We start from the raw sequence: 16,610 nt of genomic DNA on the forward strand, positions 1-16,610 counted from the left end.
TCGATTAGATGCCGAACGACGCAGCCGCTCCCCGCTAGCCGGTGAACGGCTCGTGCTGTGCCAGAAAGGGCGCTTCGTGGCCGATTCCGGCAACCCCAACGAGAACACTCCGTCCACCCCTGCCGGTCGGAACGGCGAGGTCACGGCCTCGTACGACGCCAGCGCGATCACCGTCCTCGAGGGTCTGGACGCGGTCCGCAAGCGCCCCGGCATGTACATCGGCTCGACCGGTGAGCGCGGCCTCCACCACCTCGTGCAAGAGGTCGTCGACAACTCCGTCGACGAGGCCATGGCCGGCCACGCCGACACGATCGACGTCACGATCCTCCCCGACGGCGGTGTACGGGTCGTCGACAACGGCCGTGGCATCCCGGTGGGCATCCACCCCGTCGAGAAGAGGCCGGCCGTCGAGGTCGTGCTCACCGTGCTGCACGCGGGCGGCAAGTTCGGCGGCGGCGGCTATGCCGTCTCCGGCGGTCTGCACGGCGTCGGTGTCTCCGTGGTGAACGCGCTGTCCTACAAGCTCGCCGTCGATATCAGGACGGACGGCTACCGCTGGACGCAGGAGTACAAGTCGGGCGTCCCCACCGCGCCGCTGGAGCGCCACGAGGCCACCACCGAGACCGGCACCACGGTCACGTTCTGGGCGGACCCCGACGTCTTCGAGACGACGGAGTACTCGTTCGAGACGCTCTCGCGCCGCTTCCAGGAGATGGCGTTCCTGAACAAGGGCCTGACCCTGACGCTGACCGACGAGCGCGAGTCGGCCAAGGCCACCGCCGGTGCGGAGACGGGCGAGGAGCCGGAAGACATCGCGGAACCGGCGCGGACGGTCAAGTACCACTACGAGGGCGGCATCGTCGACTTCGTGAAGTACCTGAACTCCCGCAAGGGCGAGCTCATCCACCCCACGGTCATCGACGTCGAGTCCGAGGACCGCGAGCGGATGCTCGCCGTCGAGATCGCCATGCAGTGGAACTCGCAGTACACCGAGGGTGTCTACTCCTTCGCGAACACGATCCACACGCATGAGGGCGGCACGCACGAAGAGGGCTTCCGAGCCGCTCTGACGGGCCTGGTGAACCGCTACGCGCGCGAGAAGAAGCTGCTGCGGGAGAAGGACGACAACCTCTCCGGCGAGGACATCCGCGAGGGTCTCACCGCGATCATCTCGATCAAGCTGGGCGAGCCGCAGTTCGAGGGCCAGACGAAGACCAAGCTGGGCAACACGGAGGCGAAGACCTTCGTGCAGAAGGTCGTTCACGAGACCCTCACCGACTGGTTCGACCGTAATCCGAACGAGGCCGCGGACATCATCCGCAAGGGCATCCAGGCCCAGACGGCACGCGTCGCGGCCCGCAAGGCCCGCGACCTGACACGCCGCAAGGGCCTGCTGGAGTCGGCGTCGCTGCCCGGCAAGCTGAGTGACTGCCAGTCGAACGACCCGACGAAGTGCGAGATCTTCATCGTCGAGGGCGACTCGGCCGGCGGCTCCGCCAAGTCCGGCCGTAACCCGATGTACCAGGCCATCCTGCCGATCCGCGGCAAGATCCTGAACGTCGAGAAGGCGCGGATCGACAAGATCCTGCAGAACACCGAAGTGCAGGCGCTGATCTCGGCCTTCGGCACCGGTGTCCACGAGGACTTCGACATCGCGAAGCTCCGCTATCACAAGATCATTCTGATGGCGGACGCCGACGTCGACGGTCAGCACATCAACACCCTGCTGCTCACCTTCCTGTTCCGCTTCATGCGGCCGCTGGTCGAGGCGGGGCACGTCTTCCTCTCGCGCCCGCCGCTGTACAAGATCAAGTGGGGCCGGGACGACTTCGAGTACGCCTACTCGGACCGCGAGCGCGACGCCCTGGTGGATCTGGGCAAGCGGAGCGGCAAGCGGATCAGGGAAGACTCGATCCAGCGCTTCAAGGGCCTCGGCGAGATGAACGCCGAGGAGCTGCGCATCACCACCATGGACCAGGACCACCGAGTGCTCGGCCAGGTCACGCTGGACGACGCGGCCCAGGCCGACGACCTGTTCTCGGTGCTGATGGGCGAGGACGTGGAGGCGCGGCGCTCGTTCATCCAGCGCAACGCCAAGGACGTCCGCTTCCTCGACATCTGAGTCGGTCTCAGCTGACCGCACGAAAGGACTGAAGACCAGCAATGGCCGACGAGAACACCACTGTGACGCCCGAAGAGGAGCCCATCGTTCCGGGCGTGGGCATGCGCGTGGAGCCCGTGGGGCTCGAGACCGAGATGCAGCGCTCGTATCTCGACTACGCGATGTCCGTCATCGTCTCGCGCGCGCTGCCCGACGTGCGGGACGGTCTCAAGCCCGTCCACCGGCGCGTGCTGTACGCGATGTACGACGGCGGATACCGGCCCGAGAAGGGCTTCTACAAGTGCGCCCGCGTCGTCGGTGACGTCATGGGCACGTACCACCCGCACGGCGACACCTCGATCTACGACGCCCTGGTCCGCCTGGCCCAGCACTGGTCGATGCGCATGCCGCTGGTGGACTCCAACGGCAACTTCGGTTCCCCGGGCAACGACCCGGCCGCCGCCATGCGGTACACCGAGTGCAAGATGATGCCGCTGGCCATGGAGATGCTCCGGGACATCGACGAGGAGACCGTCGACTTCCAGGACAACTACGACGGCCGGAACCAGGAGCCGACGGTCCTGCCGGCGCGCTTCCCGAACCTGCTGATCAACGGCAGCGCCGGTATTGCCGTCGGCATGGCCACCAACATCCCGCCGCACAACCTCCGCGAGGTCGCGGCCGGCGCCCAGTGGGCGCTGGAGCACCCCGAGGCCACGCACGAGGAACTGCTCGAGGCGCTGATCGAGCGGATCAAGGGCCCGGACTTCCCGACCGGCGCGCTGGTCGTCGGACGCAAGGGCATCGAGGAGGCGTACCGCACCGGTCGAGGCTCCATCACGATGCGCGCGGTCGTCGAGGTCGAGGAGATCCAGAACCGCCAGTGCCTGGTGGTCACCGAACTCCCGTACCAGACCAACCCGGACAACCTCGCGCAGAAGATCGCCGACCTGGTCAAGGACGGCAAGATCGGCGGCATCGCGGACGTCCGCGACGAGACCTCGTCGCGCACCGGCCAGCGGCTGGTGATCGTGCTCAAGCGCGACGCCGTCGCCAAGGTCGTGCTGAACAACCTGTACAAGCACACCGACCTGCAGACGAACTTCGGCGCCAACATGCTGGCGCTCGTCGACGGAGTGCCGCGGACCCTGTCGCTGGACGCGTTCATCCGCCACTGGGTGACGCACCAGATCGAGGTCATCGTCCGGCGCACCAAGTTCCGGCTGCGCAAGGCCGAGGAGCGGGCGCACATCCTGCGCGGTCTCCTCAAGGCGCTGGACGCGATCGACGAGGTCATCGCGCTGATCCGGCGCAGCGACACGGTCGACGTCGCACGAGGGGGCCTGATGGGCCTGCTCGAGATCGACGAGATCCAGGCCAACGCCATCCTCGAGATGCAGCTGCGCCGGCTGGCCGCCCTGGAGCGCCAGAAGATCGTGCAGGAGCACGACGAGCTGCAGGCGAAGATCAACGAGTACAACGCGATCCTCGCCTCGCCGGAGCGGCAGCGCGGCATCGTCAGCGACGAACTGACGGCGCTGGTCGACAAGTACGGCGACGACCGCCGCTCCAAGCTGGTGCCCTTCGACGGTGACATGTCCATCGAGGACCTGATCGCCGAGGAGGACATCGTCGTCACGATCACCCGTGGCGGCTATGTGAAGCGCACCAAGACCGACGACTACCGCTCGCAGAAGCGCGGCGGCAAGGGTGTGCGCGGGGCGAAGCTGAAGGAAGACGACATCGTCGACCACTTCTTCGTCTCCACCACCCACCACTGGCTGCTGTTCTTCACCAACAAGGGCCGGGTCTACCGGGCCAAGGCGTACGAGCTGCCGGACGCCGGCCGCGACGCGCGCGGCCAGCACGTCGCCAACCTGCTGGCCTTCCAGCCGGACGAGCAGATCGCCGAGATCCTGGCGATCCGCGACTACGAGGCCGTGCCGTACCTGGTGCTCGCCACCAAGGGCGGTCTGGTGAAGAAGACGCCCCTGAAGGACTACGACTCGCCGCGCTCCGGCGGCGTCATCGCCATCAACCTCCGTGAGACGGAGAGCGGCGAGGACGACGAACTGATCGGCGCCGAGCTGGTCTCCGCGGAGGACGACCTGCTGCTCATCAGCAAGAAGGCGCAGTCCATCCGCTTCACCGCCACGGACGACGCGCTGCGCCCGATGGGACGTGCGACGTCCGGCGTCAAGGGCATGAGTTTCCGGGAGGGCGACGAACTGCTCTCGATGAATGTCGTCCGGCCCGGTACGTTCGTGTTCACTGCCACCGATGGCGGGTACGCGAAGCGGACCGCTGTCGACGAGTACCGCGTCCAGGGCCGCGGCGGTCTGGGTATCAAGGCCGCCAAGATCGTGGAGGACCGCGGCACGCTCGTGGGCGCGCTGGTGGTCGAGGAGACCGACGAGATCCTCGCCATCACGCTCGGCGGCGGTGTGATTCGCACGCGAGTCAACGAAGTCAGGGAGACCGGCCGTGACACCATGGGCGTCCAACTGATCAACCTGGGCAAGCGCGATGCCGTCGTCGGCATCGCTCGTAACGCCGAGGCCGGTCGCGAGGCCGAAGAGGTCGAAGGGACCGAAGAGGCCGACATCGAGCCGGCCGAGGCGGAAGCCGAGGGCACACAGTCCTCGGCCGGGGAGCACGAGGAGTAGAGCGTGAGTGGAGCCACGGGCGCCGGACCGGCCGCATCCGGAGCGAACGGTGCCCGTGGCCCTGCCGCGGACTCCCAGGGGGCCACAGTGACGGACACCCGGGGGCAGCAGCCCCCGTACCAGACGTATGGCGGCGAGCAGCCTGCCCCGCAGGTCGGCCAGCCGTACCACCCTCCGCAGGCGTATCCCTCGCCGGGCGGGACGCAGGCTGGACAGCAGCGCACCGGCCAGGAAGCGGCCGCCGCGGTGCGCAGGCCCCGCACAGGGGCCCGTACGACGCCGCGTACCCGCAAGGCGCGGCTGCGGGTGGCCAAGGCCGACCCGTGGTCGGTGATGAAGGTCAGCTTCCTGCTCTCCATCGCGCTGGGGATCTGCACGGTGGTCGCCGCCGCCGTGCTGTGGATGGTCATGGACGCGATGGGTGTCTTCTCGACCGTCGGCGGCACGATCAGCGAGGCGACCGGCTCGAACGAGAGCAACGGATTCGACCTCCAGTCGTTCCTCTCGCTGCCGCGGGTGCTCATCTTCACCTCGGTCATCGCGGTGATCGATGTGGTGCTGGCCACAGCGCTGGCGACGCTCGGTGCCTTCATCTACAACCTCTCCGCCGGGTTTGTGGGCGGTGTCGAGCTCACGCTCGCCGAGGACGAGTAGCGCCGCTTCGGGGTCCCCGGGATTCCGATTTTGGCGCTGCACCGCGTGTGCGCTAATCTTCAGAGGTCAGCGCGCAGCGCGGCGGGGCTATAGCTCAGTTGGTTAGAGCGCATCCCTGATAAGGATGAGGCCACAGGTTCAAATCCTGTTAGCCCCACAGTGACCTGAGTGCAGGTCAGAGGCCCGGTGGACGGAAACGTCTACCGGGCCTTCTACATGTGTGGATCTTGAGAGTCCGGTACTGGTCCGTAACTTAGGGACTTTCGCCCAGGACGGCCCTACCGCGTGTAGAAGATCTGTCGCCATGGGTACAGTGGCGGAGTGGGGAGACGGACGTGATGCTTCCGTTCGTCTGATGCACAACCCCAGTCAGGCCCGGTGTGGATTGTCGGGAGGCTTTCCCGCCGGAAGGGACGCCCCCTGCCGCATGATTCGGCAGGGGGCGTCTTGCTGCCCAGACTAGACCGCTCCACACCGTGGTGCGGTGTGGAGCGGTTGGGCTCAGCCAGATTCAGGAGGAGCGCGCTGCGGCCGCAGCGGATGCACATCACACTGCGGCCGCGCGCCTCGACCCACCCCTCTCGGGGCGGGGAGTAGCGGAGAGCCTACGGACGACCACCGACAGTGGTCTGTACCCTGCCTGGCAAATTCTTTGATCTTGATATTTACCTGGCCAGGTAAAGACAGAGTGCCATGATCGTTCGAGCGTTGACGGGTGCCGATCGATCCGCAGCCCGACTGGGTGCTCACCCAGCGCCGTGTCATCGGCGACCGCCTGCGTGACGCACGCCTCAAGGCGAAGCTCAGTCAATGGGAGCTCGCCGAACGGGTCGGCATCGACCACAAGACCGTCCACCGCGTCGAACGCGGCACCAGCGATCCCAGCGTCGGCCTACTTCTCCAGTTGGCCCGCGCACTCGGCGTCCCGGCCAGCGACGTCCTCGCCGGCCTCACCGAGTAGAGCCTGGCCGGACCCGACGGGGGGCGGGACCGGCCAGGCGGCTTCTACGGCTCCGGAGCGACCTCGACACGAGGCTGCCCGAGCCACACCCACTGCCGGTCCGGCGTGACCGTCATCCCGAACGAGCTCGCGGCGGGGCTGCCGAGCTCCAGGTACTCGCCGTGAACCCGCTCGATCTCCTCCCACAGACTCTGCGGTCCGTACTGCCAGACGTCCTCGCCGGTGGCTGCCCGCGCCGCGGAGCCGTCCTCAGCCAGCGCCCATACCTGAACGCCGCCGGCCTCCTCCGTGTGCCACATCGAGACACCGGGCAGCCGGGCGCCGGCGTAGACGGCGAAGCCGAGCTCCAGCAGTCGCGGCAGGTCCGTAGCAGGCGGCCGCGGGCGCGCGGTGGAGTCGTCCACAGACACGTCCGTAGCCTGCCGGTGCGACCGCATCGGCATGTACGACGCCCCGCTCCGGAACCTTCCTGACGCCGACCCGTCCTCGTCCACCTGAAGTTGCACGAGAGCGCCGCTCCAGAAGTCCCGCACGAGCGGGGCCACGATCAGCCCTTCAGGCCGGACCTGCCGGACGAACTCCATCGGGATGTGCCGCAGGGCGCAGGTCGAGAGCAGACGGTCGAACGGCTCTGCATCTGACCATCCCGCTTCTCCGTCGCCACAGCGCAGCTGCGGCATGTACCCAGCTGTGTGCAAGGCGACTGCGGCCCGCTTGGCGAGCACGGGATCGATCTCGATGCTGTAGACGTGCTCCTCACCGAGACGCTCGCACAGCAGCGCTGCGACATGGCCGGTGGCTGTGCCGATCTCCAGCACCCGCTGACCGCTCTCGACCCGGAGGAGATCGAGCATCGTAGCGACCATGCTCGGCTGGGAGTTGGACGACGTCGCGATCCCGGGCCCGTCCTCCTGGCCGTCGTCGAGCTGGGTGACGACCGGCAGATCGCTGTGGACCAGGGCCAGCCAGTCCTCGCGTGATGTGATGGGCTCGCAGTGGTCCGGCTCCTGCCGCCAGATCTGGTCCGGGATGAAGGTGTCGCGCCGGACGGCTCGCCAGACGGGCGCCCATTCGTCGTCGAGCAGGCCGCGCTCCTGGAGGTCGTCCACGAGCGCGGCATACCCGTCAGTCTGGGTGGTGACCACGTCAGGCGCCGTCGCCTACGTAGCGGCCGCCCTGGCCGTCAGGGTTGGGCGGTGTGGGCGGCGGGGTCCAGGGCTTGATCGGGGCCGGATTCCCCCCGTGCTTCCCGTCGTCGGCCTGATTCCGCAGCGGGTGGGCCATGGGATCACTCTCCTCTGTGATGGTGGATACCGATACACCGCTCCGGCCGGCCTTCCGACTCGGCCGGAGCGGGGTCAGTTGGACTTCGGCGGGGCATCCGCCCTGGTGCACGTGCAGGGGGACACCGGTGCCGGAAGCCCGCTCATTGCCGCCGCAGTGCGGCTCCTGCCCCACGCTCGCGCCAGCTGCTCGGTGTCGTCGGCGGTCCACTCGCCCACGACTCTGACGCCGTCCTCGGCGGCGCAGATGAGGTGGGCGAGGATCGGCCAGCCGGGGCCGGACCCGGCCGGGCGGTGGCCGATGACTGCGTCCGGCGGCGGGGTCGTCTCGGGACAGAGGGCGCATGCCAGGGTGCTAGCCACGAGACACCTCCGCCTCGCTGTCGGCGTAGGGGTTTCCAGGCGCCGGGGTCACGCGCCAGAACGAGGTGGTCGTGGCGCGGAAGGAGCGGTGACCGGGCCGCTCTCCGGTGTGCTTGATGGCCCATGTCTCGGCCGGCAGCTGCCGTCCCTCTGTCGCGCCGGACTTCTCGCCGCACGTCGTGCACTCCGCCTCGTGCAGGGCCTGCTCCGGAGCACCCTTGGTGGTGTCCAATCCGAGGTGCCATTCAGCTGCCTTGATGATGGTGCGCCGGCTCATCCGTCGCGCTCCGTCGAGAGGACGGCGTAGAGGACCGGCACTTTGCGCTGCTGCGCGCAGGCCCTGTGGGCCAAGATCGAACGCCCGGCTCCAGAGGAGGAGCCGTGGACCCGTACGCACACATCAGCGCCAGGTTTCGGGCAGTACGTACATTCCCTGCGTTCATCGGGCACGGCGTCTCCCGGCGGTCGTCTGGGGCCCTGCGCCGCATGTGCACAGGAAGGCGGCATCGGACGCCGCTGGTCACGACCGTAGAGATCTGATGTGCACTCCTCCAGCAATGTGCAGATCTGTGCGCCCAACCACTCCAGCGCCGCGCGAGACCGCATCGCCCCCTTGACCAGCCCCTGCCGATCGAAGACGGTGTTGCACACATCTGCACACCACGTCGCAGGAGGCTGACATGTCGTTACTGTTCATCGGGATCGACCCCAACACAGGCGACCGCGAGAGTCCCACCGTCTGGGTCGACCAGGAGAAGAAGGAACTCGTCCTGCAGGGCTGGAAGCCAGACCGTGAACTCGAGGCCGAATGCGCCGCGTTCGAAGTCCCGGGGCACGCGGTCGGCATCCCGGACAGCGAGGCCGTGATCCGCATCCCCGCAAGCATGGTCCACATGATCAGGAAGGCGTGCGATGAGCTCGACCGAGCCGACGTTCGATGACCTGATCGGCGCCTGCACCCGCTCCGCAGTCCACCTCGAGATGCGGGATTCCTACGCCGTCGACTACGAGAAGGGCCCATTCGCCGACTGGCGAGCCGGCGCCCGACTGAACCCCAGCGACCGGGCATCGTGGTGGCGGCCCTGGCTCGACCTCATCGAGGAGACCGTCGCCCGGGGTGTCGTCGTGCGCCGGGCACGCATCGTGTCCGAGCCGGTCAGCGAGTACACCCGGTTCCTCTACGACGGCACGTTCACCAACGTTGCCGCGGGTGAGCAGGTGCGCTGGCTGCCCCGCCGGCAGGCATCTGCGATCGCCCTGCCCGGCAACGACTTCTGGCTGTTCGACGAACAGTGGGTCCACTGGAACCACTTCGCCGGCGACGGCTCGTCCGGCGGCGGCGAAATCACCGACGATCCCGTCGCTGCCAAGCTGTGTACCGAGGCGTTCGAAGCCGTCTGGGAACGAGCCGTTCCCCACGACCAGTACCAAATCCGCTAACAGGAAGTACCGAACAGGCCAGCTCATGTCCTTCTCTCCGTCGTCCTCGGCTCAGGCCGCCCGTGAGACCGTCGCGGCCCGGCTCCGGGACATCCGCAAGGGCGCCGGACTGACGGTCGTTGAGCTGGCCTCACGGTGCGCCTGGCACCACGCCAAGACGAGCCGCATCGAGAACGCGCGCACCGCCCCATCCGCGAAGGACATCCGCGCCTGGTGCCAGGCATGCGGGGCAGTCGACCAGGCGGACGACCTCATCGCCCAGTCGCTGAACGCCGAGTCGATGTACAGCGAGTGGCGTCACCAGGTCCGCTCGGGCCTCAAGCAGTTGCAGGACAGCTACGTTCAGTTCTTCCGCGAGACCCGCCTGTTCCGCGTCTACTCCTCGACCATGGTGCCCGGGCTGCTGCAGACCGAGGGCTACGCCTCCGCCCTGCTCAGCCGGATCGCCGAGTTCCGTGATGTGCCGGTGAACGACGGGGCCGAGGCCGCAGCCGCGCGCGTGGAACGGTCCCGGATCATCCTCGAACCTGGGCACCGATTCGTGTTCCTCATCGAGGAGGCGGCCCTGCACTACCAGCTCGGCGACTCGGACGCGATGGCCGCCCAGCTCGGACACCTCCTGACCGCGGGCGCGCTGCCGGCCGTGTCGCTCGGCATCCTGCCGCAGGAGACTCGCGAACGGCCGCAGTGGCCGCTCGAGACGTTCCACATGTACGACGACCAACTCGTCTCGGTGGAGCTGCTGTCGGCCCGAGTGAAGATCACCCAGCCCTCGGAGATCGCCCTGTATCTGAAGGCGTTCGAGGAGTTGCGGTCCATGGCCGTGTACGGCGCCCACGCACGGGCACTGATCGTGAAGGCCATCGACGCCCTGTCCTGACCCCGGACATGACGAAAGCGCCCCCGCGCCGGCCGAAGCCGGGGCGGGGGCGTAGTGCTCAGGGTGGGGCGGTCGGGGGCGGGCCGTTCAGAGCGACGTCTACGCGATCGACTGCATCCCGCATGGACAAGCCAGAGTTGGGCCGCACCTCGTGCTCGATGCTCGTGACGCGTGCCTCGATGCCGTCCAGGCGCTCCATCACACCTGCCCGGCCGGGGACCCCGGGGCGCGCCGGTCTGCCGTTCCAGTCATCCACGAAGTCGTCCACCCTGATCGCGATCCGCCGGACCCCGCGGACCAGCCGCCACAGCAGGCCGAGGAACCCGCAGATCGCGACTGCGGCGATTGACCACATGACCAGGCCGTCGACTGCGGGGACGCCCGTGCTCTCGCTCATCGGCGCCCTCCCTCGTCGACCAGGCCGATGCCGAACCGGTCGAGCAGCTGCTCGACCGCGGGCAGGGCCATGACGCGGGCGAGGCCGCCGGCGGTCGCCAGTGCGGCGCCGACCCAGGGCAGGGTGTCGGGGATGCCGGAGGCGTCCACGATCGCGGGCAGGGCCACGGCGACGCCGACGCCGGTCTGCAGGACGGTGCGCACGGTGCGCTTGGTCGTGGTCTTCATGGTGGTCAGCCCTTCACTGTGAAGCCGTGCTTCGCCCCAAGGCGGGCGAGGCTGGTCATGCCGGGGATGCCGTCGGCGTCGCGGCCGCGGTAGCCGAGGCTGCGCTGCCATGCCGCGTACGCGGTGACGGTCGCCGTGCCGAAGTGCCCGTCGACGTACCGCTCGTCGAGGAGTCCCTCGGCGGCGAGCGCCTGCTCGACGACGCGGGCGCCGCCGTAGCTGACGGGGGTGCCCTTCTTGGCGGGGTCGCGGCGGGCGGCGGCGACCAGCTGCGACAGGTCGACGGCCGGCCGGCCGCCGGGCAGGGTGCCGAGCAGCCGCTCGAGACTGGTCTCGCCCGGTACGCCGTCGGCGTCGGCGCCGCGGTAGCCGAGGCTGCGCTGAAAGGCCGCGTAGTTGGCGGTGTCGGCGTCCGACCAGCGAGGGCCGGGGCCTACCTGGTACGCGTCGCCGTGACCGCGGGCAACCAGGGCGCGGCCCACCTGTGTCACGTGGTCGCCGTGGGCGCCGTACCCGTAGGCGAGGCCGTTGATGGTGACGCGGTAGCGGGCCACGTCCGGGACGGTGCCAGACGTTCCGCCCTGCGGCGCAGTGCCGTCTGCGGGCGGCTCGTACCCCTTGGCGGGCATGCCAGCCTCGACCCACGCGTACAGGATGTCGCCGGGGCACTGGGTCGCGATGCCGTCTCGGTGGCCGCGCTTGGCGAGGGTGCGGCCGGTGCGGCGGCACGCCTCGTCGTACAGCCATCGACACGCGGCGAGGGCGGCCTCGGTGGGCTTCTGGTCGCCGCCGACGGCGATCTGCACGCCGATGCCGCTGATGTTGTGGCCGGGGCAGTGCGCGCCCTGCCTCAGCCATCCCCGGCCCTCGTAGATGTTGCCGGCTTGGTCGACGACGAAGTTGTAGCCGATCCCCGCCCAGCCCTTCGTCTGGTGCTGGTAGTCGATGGCACGGGGGATCGCGTAGCCGGTCGAGGTGATGTGGTGGGCGCCGTCGTAGTGGACGAAGAACTCGGTACGCGAGCTGAGCGACACATGTGTGGGGCCGTTGCTGGCCGGGTCGTTGTCCCACGGCCGGGCGCCCCACGTGGCGCGGCTGATGATCGTGGCGGGCATGGCTATCACACCCGCTCCGGCCAGGACCAGCGCCCGGGTCCGTCGCCCTCCGCGCGGGAGGTAGCCCAGTAGGTGTCGTTCCCGTCGAGGAGGACTTGGACGTTGACCGTGATGGTGGTCTCGTTCCAGACGCGGACGATCACCGCCGGGTAGATGTCGCCCTCCGAGGCCGAGTTCCCCACGTGCACCACGTACCCCGTGTGGCGATCGGCGCCGCCGGCCTTGCGTGCGAGCTCTGCATCGCGGCGGCGGCGGTTGATCGCGTCGGAATCGTGCTGGCTGAGGCGGTAGTGGACGATCCGGCCGACGGCCGGTGTTGGAGCAGGCACAAGAGCCTCCAGACATGCGAATGCCCCGCGCCAGCTGGCGCGGGGCGTGGCGGTGCGGGGCGGGGTGTGGGGCCGGGTGTCAGTAGGTCGCTACGGCGACATCGCGGACGTTTGCGTACACGGTCGCCCCTCCTGCGACCGATTCCACCGCAGCCCTGATCGCGGCAAGGAGGTCTTCCTTCTGCTGCACGGTGATCGCATCCGGGTTGTCGAGCCCGAACGTGATCGAGAATGAGTCGAGCGCCGAGAAACCCGTCTGGTATACGGGATATGGGATCTCAACCATTTCTGCTCCTTAGGTGATGGCGACGGCGCTGGGGAAGTCGCTTGCCAGGCCGATGTCTTCGACGCGGATGTACGAGACGTGCGTCGCGGAGGCCGCCACGATGACGTTGCCGCCGCCGGTGTTGCGGAGGTAGGTGGCGACCAGGGTCGCGGACACGTCGGCCCCGGTTGTGTTGGTACAGATCTGGCTGGAGTAGTAGTCGACGTTGGTGCCGTTGATCGGGATGTAGATCCGGAAACTCTCCAGGTAGACGGTGCCGGATGTGTTGGTCTTGCGGACCTTGAGCGTCATGGTGTCGCCCCCGGCGGACGACTGGGCGAGGCCCCTGAGGGCGATCCTGTAGGCCCGGCCGGTGCGGAAGGTCAGAGCGGCCGAGGTGATGGCGATGGCCTCGGTGGTCGTGGTGGTGGCCGTGTTGGCGGTGATCGGCGCGTATCCGATGACGCGCTGCATGCTGTCGGCGAGCCGCTGCTGGGTGATCCGCTGCCCTGCAAGCAAAGCCATTCTGCACTCCTCACAAGGCGACGATGGTGGGCTGCGCGAGGCGGAGATCCTCGCCCGCACTCTGCGATTTCTGGACGCCGTTGACGGAGCGGGTGACCGTCCACCGCTGGGGGGTGATCACCTCGAAATTGTCGTAGGCGAAAGAGGGATTCACGTTGGTGTTGGTGCCGAACGCGGAGCCAGTGAGGCCGACGGCACCTGAAGCGATCGGGTCGGTCTCGACGGTTTCGTCGAGCTGCCACGCGCCGGGCTCGCGCGTGCCGTCGGGCCAGACCCTGCCGCGTACGCGCTGGCCGTCGATACGGACCCGCAGCCACAGTTTGGTCCCGGCGCCGTAGGTGTAGGGGGTGGTGGCGGTGTCACCGACCGGGGTGACGACATGCGTCAGCTGCACGCTGACGGAGCCGTCGGTGCCCAGCACGAGGCGGCAGCGGTAGTAGGAGCCGGCCGCCCGCAGCAGCACCGCGGGCAGGAAGGCCGCGCCGGTGGCCAGCTGGTTTGGGGTGATGGATACGAGGATCTGGCAGTCGGCGACGTCTTCGATGATCTGCTGGAAGCGGAGCGTGCCGGGGTTGGCCTGCAGGGTGATGATCCCGCTCGAGCCGTCGACGCTGCGGTCGGAGGCCACGCCGCCGGCCTCGGACCAGGTGTGCCCGGAGTCGGCGGCCCCCCACGTGTCCGTCTCCAGCCGCGTGAAGGCGTCCCACGCGAGTGGCTCGATCGCGGTAGCTGTGACGACCTCCCCGCCCACGCGCACGTCGCATGGCAGGTCCTGGTCGTCCGTGGGGTCCAGGCCGCCGGTGGTGACCCAGCCCCCTTCGGGGGTGTGGACCAGGAGCTCCGTGCTGGCTGCGGTGACGGCGGCGGCGAGCTCGCTGCCGTCGGTGTCGACGCGGACCGCCGGCCCATCGTCTGCCGGGTCGTCAGCGGCGACGGTGGCCACCGTCCACGGCCCGGCGGGTGTGGCGTTGATGTAGACGTCCCACGTGAACTGGCCCAGCACCTCGGTGTAGCCCTGGCCCAGGAAGTCAATCGTGTCCGGGGGGAGAAAATTCGGAGGGTTGGCGATCTGGCCCCGGTCGCCGATCCGAAAGCGCAGCCAGTCTTCGATGAGATGCGGTGCCTTATGCAGCATCAGCCGCACTGACGGGAACCGAGCCTCGTCCCACGTGCCCAGATGCGCACGCCATCCGGCGATCGGTTCGGTCTGCTCGTCCGTGTGCAAATTGAGGGTGACCGCATCGTCGTAGATGCCGACGCCGCCGTCCTCCGGGGCTTGCACGGACAGCGGTCCGTGCTCGACGACCACGCGGCCGCTGCTGCCGCCGTCGCGGGTGATCGTGATGTCGTTGCGTAGCTGCTGGTCGTCGTCCACGGGCTCAAGCGGCGGCCCCACCTCCCCCTTTGCCGTGTAGTCCAATGACAGGGCGACGGGCTGGTTGTAGAGGCTGCTGCGGTGCCGGTAGATGAGCGCCAGGCGCTCGCGGTCCTCGTGCAGGATGCCGCCGTCGGCGTCCGCGCAGTCGCGCAGCAGCTCGAGCAGCGCGGCCGGCCGCTGGGGTCCCATCGCCTCGGCCACGCTGCCGGAGCCTGCGGTCTGGGTGATGTTCAGGCGGGTCTCCTCGTCAGCGAGGCGGGCCAGGCGTTCGGCCGCGGTCTCGCCCGCCCACGCGGTGATCGCCCCGTCGTACGCGGCGCTGACGGCCGTCGGCCAGACGGAGAGGTGGCCGATGGCCATGCCGTCCAGCGCGGCCGCGAATCCGTCGGCCGGGCTGGTGACCGCCGACACCGGACCGAGCGTTCCGGCGAAGGACGTGCCGAAACCTCCGGCATCGCCGCCGACGTCCTGCCATTCGACCCGCCAGTCGACGGTGGCGCCGTTCTGGAAGGCGTAGAAGCGGACCGCGACCCACTGATGGAAAAGGTCGCCGCTGGTCAAGGGGTGGTTCTCGAAGACGAGCGCACCCTCGGAGTCGTAGCCGCGGATCCTGGAACCGTTCTCACGGGACTGGATGAACCACTCCCGCACCGTGCCGGAGCTGCACGCGATCCGCATGAACGTCCAGTACGTGACGGCATCCGGGTTGTCGTTGCGGTAGATCCACCGCACCTGCCAGCCCGTCCACCCGGCAGACGGGGCGGGCACGACGCCGGACATATGCCGCGCCACACCGGTCGTGGACGCGAGGACGGGCAAAGGGTTGGACGAGGGCAGGCTGTCGGCTGCGGCCCACGTGACGCCGTCCAGGCGCAGCGGCCGTACACCGGCGATCGGCGAGTAAGCCTGGACCGCGTCGGCGCCCTCTTCCATGGGCCAGTAGGCGAGCGGCTCGAAGGACGGCACGGCCCGGCGCAGCGTCGAATCCAGGGCCTTGTTGCCCTGGCCGAGGCGGCGCATGACGCCGGCCGCCTCGATCGGCGTCCACACATCCCGCCCGGACACGTCCCAGCGGGGCGGCCAGGCGCTGACCTCGCCGGTGAACCGCGGTTCCCGGTTGATGAGCTCGGCTGTTCCCTCCAGGGTCCAGGTCCGGCCGGCGCCGTCGACGAAGCTGGTCGCGCCCGGGGTCTGGGTCGTGAAGTCAGGGTTGGCGACCACCGTTCCGCCAATGCCGTTGCGCAGCTCGAAGGCGTGGACACGTCCGACGAACGGCAGGTTGGTGATCCCGTCCGCAGCGCCCAGCTCGAGCTCGGCGGTGCCGGCGTGGACGCTGGTGGTCCCCGCGGTGATGACCGGGTCGCCGAGCTGTGTCCACGGGCCCGCGATCGTCGGCGCCGTGTAGAAGGTCACCGTGTTGCCACCACTGCCGTTGTCGACGTCGAGCGTGGCCCGCAGGGCGAGCCGCACCCCGACCGACGAGGGCAGCGTCTGCGTCGACCGGATCGTGATGGCGTTGGTGAAGGTGCCGTCCGGGGACCAGCGCAGGTACAGCTCCCCTTCGCTGGTGATCTGGAAGAACCATGAGCGCTGGTCCCCGGTGATCGCGTCGTACTTGGCGGCCAGCTCCCGGAAGATTCCCCACGTGGTGGGCGTGATGTCGATCCGGATGTCGAGGTCGCCCGTGATGTCGAGGGCCGCGGTGTCCGGGGTGGTGGCCTTGGTGTCGGTGTCGCCGTCGAGCAGCAGGTACGGAGTGGCCGCGGGCAGGGACACGCGCAGCGGCGTGTTCCTGCCCAGCTGCCCGAAGTAGGGCGACAGCGGGTTGCGCCCGCTGAACCTGCCGTCCCTGTTGTTCAGGGTGAGCTGGCAGCGGGACGGCTCGACCCGCTGCCCCTCGTCGGGCCGGCCTGCCGTGATGGTGATCGGCTGGCGGGTGTAGACGTACTTGGTGATGTCCGTCCAGGTGCCGCCGAGCAGCAGCTCGACGAGTACGGGCAGTTTGTCCTGAGGGAACGCCATCTCC

The 16,610-nt window shown here is 68.8% G+C and carries 17 protein-coding genes and 1 tRNA gene; 8 read left to right on the forward strand and 10 right to left on the reverse strand.

The annotated features are described in order from the left end of the window. Positions 1–52: 52 nt before the first annotated feature. The 5 genes from gyrB (at position 53) to ACFYOP_RS16055 (ending at position 6,382) form a co-directional block, all read left to right on the forward strand. Entirely contained in the window at positions 53–2,122 is a 2,070-nt protein-coding gene (gene gyrB / locus ACFYOP_RS16035) for a DNA topoisomerase (ATP-hydrolyzing) subunit B (protein WP_356893983.1), read from the forward strand. 41 nt (positions 2,123–2,163) lie between these two features. After that, on the forward strand, positions 2,164–4,767 hold the full coding sequence (gyrA, locus tag ACFYOP_RS16040) for a DNA gyrase subunit A (RefSeq protein ID WP_356893985.1): 2,604 nt from the start codon (positions 2,164–2,166) through the stop codon (positions 4,765–4,767). A gap of 87 nt (positions 4,768–4,854) precedes the next feature. Then, complete coding sequence (locus ACFYOP_RS16045) at positions 4,855–5,421, forward strand: DUF3566 domain-containing protein (RefSeq protein WP_356893987.1); 567 nt, start codon at positions 4,855–4,857, stop codon at positions 5,419–5,421. A gap of 83 nt (positions 5,422–5,504) precedes the next feature. Further along, positions 5,505–5,578, forward strand: a tRNA-Ile gene (locus ACFYOP_RS16050). Positions 5,579–6,136: 558 nt separating this feature from the next. After that, entirely contained in the window at positions 6,137–6,382 is a 246-nt protein-coding gene (locus ACFYOP_RS16055; RefSeq protein ID WP_356893989.1) for a helix-turn-helix transcriptional regulator, read from the forward strand. 44 nt (positions 6,383–6,426) lie between these two features. Here the strand turns inward: ACFYOP_RS16055 and ACFYOP_RS16060 are convergent, their stop codons facing one another. The 3 genes from ACFYOP_RS16060 to ACFYOP_RS16070 all read right to left on the reverse strand — a co-directional run bounded on the left by ACFYOP_RS16060 (position 6,427) and on the right by ACFYOP_RS16070 (position 8,305). Next, entirely contained in the window at positions 6,427–7,527 is a 1,101-nt protein-coding gene (locus ACFYOP_RS16060; RefSeq protein ID WP_356893991.1) for a methyltransferase domain-containing protein, read from the reverse strand. Positions 7,528–7,740: 213 nt separating this feature from the next. After that, positions 7,741–8,028 carry a hypothetical protein gene (locus ACFYOP_RS16065; protein ID WP_356893993.1) on the reverse strand — a complete coding sequence of 96 codons (288 nt, stop codon included), beginning with the start codon at positions 8,026–8,028 and terminating at the stop codon, positions 7,741–7,743. Then, positions 8,021–8,305: a hypothetical protein gene (locus ACFYOP_RS16070; RefSeq protein WP_356893995.1), complete on the reverse strand. Its 285-nt coding sequence runs from the start codon at positions 8,303–8,305 to the stop codon at positions 8,021–8,023. Before ACFYOP_RS16070 ends, ACFYOP_RS16065 begins: the two co-directional genes overlap by 8 nt. 403 nt (positions 8,306–8,708) lie before the next feature. Here ACFYOP_RS16070 and ACFYOP_RS16075 point away from each other — a divergent pair, with 403 nt between their 5' ends. From ACFYOP_RS16075 to ACFYOP_RS16085, 3 genes are read left to right on the forward strand one after another with little or no spacing between them, the layout of a single operon-like run. Then, positions 8,709–8,969, forward strand: coding sequence for a hypothetical protein (locus tag ACFYOP_RS16075; RefSeq protein ID WP_356893997.1), 261 nt, complete (start codon positions 8,709–8,711; stop codon positions 8,967–8,969). After that, the gene (locus ACFYOP_RS16080) at positions 8,941–9,468 is read left to right on the forward strand and encodes a DUF6879 family protein (RefSeq protein ID WP_356893999.1); all 528 of its coding nucleotides are present in this window, start codon (positions 8,941–8,943) and stop codon (positions 9,466–9,468) included. The genes ACFYOP_RS16075 and ACFYOP_RS16080 overlap by 29 nt, the downstream gene beginning before the upstream one ends. 25 nt (positions 9,469–9,493) lie before the next feature. Beyond that, entirely contained in the window at positions 9,494–10,348 is an 855-nt protein-coding gene (locus ACFYOP_RS16085; RefSeq protein ID WP_356894001.1) for a helix-turn-helix transcriptional regulator, read from the forward strand. A gap of 58 nt (positions 10,349–10,406) precedes the next feature. Here ACFYOP_RS16085 and ACFYOP_RS16090 read toward each other — a convergent pair whose 3' ends face one another. The 7 genes from ACFYOP_RS16090 to ACFYOP_RS16120 form a co-directional block, all read right to left on the reverse strand. Continuing rightward, positions 10,407–10,745, reverse strand: coding sequence for a hypothetical protein (locus ACFYOP_RS16090; protein WP_356894002.1), 339 nt, complete (start codon positions 10,743–10,745; stop codon positions 10,407–10,409). After that, positions 10,742–10,972, reverse strand: a complete 231-nt coding sequence (locus tag ACFYOP_RS16095; protein ID WP_356894004.1) for a hypothetical protein — start codon at positions 10,970–10,972, stop codon at positions 10,742–10,744. The genes ACFYOP_RS16090 and ACFYOP_RS16095 overlap by 4 nt, the downstream gene beginning before the upstream one ends. Before the next feature lie 5 nt (positions 10,973–10,977). Next, the gene (locus ACFYOP_RS16100) at positions 10,978–12,087 is read right to left on the reverse strand and encodes a peptidoglycan-binding protein (protein ID WP_356894006.1); all 1,110 of its coding nucleotides are present in this window, start codon (positions 12,085–12,087) and stop codon (positions 10,978–10,980) included. A 5-nt stretch (positions 12,088–12,092) separates the two neighbouring features. Continuing rightward, positions 12,093–12,416 carry a hypothetical protein gene (locus tag ACFYOP_RS16105; protein WP_356894008.1) on the reverse strand — a complete coding sequence of 108 codons (324 nt, stop codon included), beginning with the start codon at positions 12,414–12,416 and terminating at the stop codon, positions 12,093–12,095. Between the two features lie 79 nt (positions 12,417–12,495). Next, positions 12,496–12,702, reverse strand: coding sequence for a hypothetical protein (locus ACFYOP_RS16110; protein WP_356894010.1), 207 nt, complete (start codon positions 12,700–12,702; stop codon positions 12,496–12,498). 9 nt (positions 12,703–12,711) lie between these two features. Further along, positions 12,712–13,206 carry a hypothetical protein gene (locus ACFYOP_RS16115; RefSeq protein ID WP_356894012.1) on the reverse strand — a complete coding sequence of 165 codons (495 nt, stop codon included), beginning with the start codon at positions 13,204–13,206 and terminating at the stop codon, positions 12,712–12,714. A 10-nt stretch (positions 13,207–13,216) separates the two neighbouring features. Continuing rightward, positions 13,217–16,606: a hypothetical protein gene (locus ACFYOP_RS16120; RefSeq protein WP_356894014.1), complete on the reverse strand. Its 3,390-nt coding sequence runs from the start codon at positions 16,604–16,606 to the stop codon at positions 13,217–13,219. Positions 16,607–16,610: the final 4 nt, after the last annotated feature.

Source organism: Streptomyces sp. NPDC006294, assembly GCF_042870895.1.
Lineage (GTDB): Bacteria > Actinomycetota > Actinomycetes > Streptomycetales > Streptomycetaceae > Streptomyces.

Coding starts and splice junctions, on each gene's coding strand:
- gyrA (WP_356893985.1), top strand. CDS start 2,164: ATGGCCGACGAGAACACCACTGTGACGCCCGAAGAGGAGCCCATCGTT.
- ACFYOP_RS16070 (WP_356893995.1), bottom strand. CDS start 8,305: ATGAGCCGGCGCACCATCATCAAGGCAGCTGAATGGCACCTCGGATTG.
- ACFYOP_RS16110 (WP_356894010.1), bottom strand. CDS start 12,702: ATGGTTGAGATCCCATATCCCGTATACCAGACGGGTTTCTCGGCGCTC.
- ACFYOP_RS16095 (WP_356894004.1), bottom strand. CDS start 10,972: ATGAAGACCACGACCAAGCGCACCGTGCGCACCGTCCTGCAGACCGGC.
- ACFYOP_RS16120 (WP_356894014.1), bottom strand. CDS start 16,606: ATGGCGTTCCCTCAGGACAAACTGCCCGTACTCGTCGAGCTGCTGCTC.
- ACFYOP_RS16100 (WP_356894006.1), bottom strand. CDS start 12,087: ATGCCCGCCACGATCATCAGCCGCGCCACGTGGGGCGCCCGGCCGTGG.
- ACFYOP_RS16075 (WP_356893997.1), top strand. CDS start 8,709: ATGTCGTTACTGTTCATCGGGATCGACCCCAACACAGGCGACCGCGAG.
- ACFYOP_RS16115 (WP_356894012.1), bottom strand. CDS start 13,206: ATGGCTTTGCTTGCAGGGCAGCGGATCACCCAGCAGCGGCTCGCCGAC.
- ACFYOP_RS16090 (WP_356894002.1), bottom strand. CDS start 10,745: ATGAGCGAGAGCACGGGCGTCCCCGCAGTCGACGGCCTGGTCATGTGG.
- ACFYOP_RS16080 (WP_356893999.1), top strand. CDS start 8,941: ATGAGCTCGACCGAGCCGACGTTCGATGACCTGATCGGCGCCTGCACC.
- ACFYOP_RS16085 (WP_356894001.1), top strand. CDS start 9,494: ATGTCCTTCTCTCCGTCGTCCTCGGCTCAGGCCGCCCGTGAGACCGTC.